The following is a 1,542-nucleotide window of genomic DNA, read 5'->3' on the forward strand; positions in this document are numbered from 1 at the left end:
TACTTTATTGCAAGCGTAGTGAACAAGAGCGAGCAGTGATCAATCTTGATCGTCAAGGGGTTGAGTGTTACTACCCACAAGTTCGCATCGATAAAATTGTTCGAGGCAAAAAGCAGGAAGTTTTAGAACCATTATTTCCAAGCTATGTGTTTGTTTATTTTGATCCAGAACAAGTGAGTTATACCTCGATCCGCTCAACTCGAGGTGTAGCAGATTTTATTCGTCGGGGATCAACACCTCAATTAGTACAACAAGAACTCATTTATCAATTAATGATGAATGAAGACTGCGACGAACACAAAGAAGCGTTATGCGAGTTACCTAAACCTGGTGATTCATTAACCTTGTCGCAGGGTCAATTTAAAGGGATTGATGCCATTTATCAGGAAGCTGATGGTGAGAAGCGTTCTTTTATGTTGATCAATTTACTTGGACGTGCTGTGACTGTGAGTGTTGATAATAAAGATTTGATTAAACGCTAACAAAAAGAATAGGGCTCTTTTGCTAGTATAGAAATCAGCTCATAAAAATGGGTATTTATTTCTAATTATTATATGAATGGATAATCAATGAACAATTCAGTACGTAAAGCCGTTATACCAGTTGCGGGCTTAGGCACTCGCATGCTACCTGCAACAAAAGCCATTCCAAAAGAGATGTTGCCTATTGTTGATAAGCCGCTAATTCAATATGTTGTGAATGAATGTGTTGCTGCGGGTATTAAAGAGATTGTGCTTGTAACACATTCATCAAAGAACTCGATTGAGAACCATTTTGATACATCATTTGAGCTAGAAGCTACATTAGAGCAGCGTGTTAAACGTCAGTTATTGGCAGAAGTTCAAGCAATTTGTCCTCCTGACGTCACGATTATGCATGTTCGTCAAGGACAAGCAAAAGGCTTAGGTCATGCTATTTTGTGTGCACAACCACTAGTTGGTGATGCTCCTTTTGCGGTTGTGCTTCCTGATGTTATTTTGGATGACGCTGCAAGTAATCTAGAAACTGATAATCTAGCAAAAATGGTACAGCGCTTTAATGAGACTAAAGTCAGTCAGGTAATGGTTGAGCCTGTTCCTATGAACGATGTATCAAGCTATGGTGTTGCTGATATCGGTGGTGTGGAGTTAGGTGCAGGTGAAAGTTCACCAATGACAAAAGTGGTTGAAAAACCGCCAGTAGAAGAAGCGCCTTCAAACCTTGCTATTGTAGGCCGTTACGTGCTTCCGGCTGAAATTTGGTCTCTACTTGAGAAAACGCCAGTGGGTGCTGGTGGTGAAATTCAGCTAACTGATGCCATTGATATGCTGATGAAGCAGCAAGAGGTCGACGCGTTCCATATGTCTGGTAAGAGCCATGACTGTGGTAATAAGCTAGGTTATATGGCTGCATTTGTTGAATACGGCTTACGCCACTCAGAGCTTGGCGAAGACTTTAAAGCGTATCTACAAGATGTAGTTAAGGGACTTTAAAGCTAGCTCGTTAAAGAAAAATTGGAATAAAAAGTTAGGAGTAGGGCGTTAGATTTTCGATCTCGCTAAA

2 protein-coding genes are annotated in these 1,542 nt (G+C 40.5%); both read left to right on the forward strand.

The annotated features are described in order from the left end of the window. The coding region (gene rfaH, locus I3255_RS14210; RefSeq protein ID WP_238039400.1) for a transcription/translation regulatory transformer protein RfaH at positions 1–482 on the forward strand (482 nt) is incomplete at its 5' end. A gap of 87 nt (positions 483–569) precedes the next feature. Further along, entirely contained in the window at positions 570–1,472 is a 903-nt protein-coding gene (galU, locus tag I3255_RS14215) for a UTP--glucose-1-phosphate uridylyltransferase GalU (RefSeq protein ID WP_069531974.1), read from the forward strand. Positions 1,473–1,542 lie beyond the last annotated feature (70 nt).

The sequence above is a fragment of the Psychrobacter sp. Ps6 genome (assembly GCF_022129235.1).
In the GTDB taxonomy this organism is placed as follows: Bacteria; Pseudomonadota; Gammaproteobacteria; order Pseudomonadales; family Moraxellaceae; genus Psychrobacter.

Bases quoted from the DNA above. Each gene is read 5' to 3' on its own strand.
- galU (WP_069531974.1), top strand. From the start codon at position 570: ATGAACAATTCAGTACGTAAAGCCGTTATACCAGTTGCGGGCTTAGGC.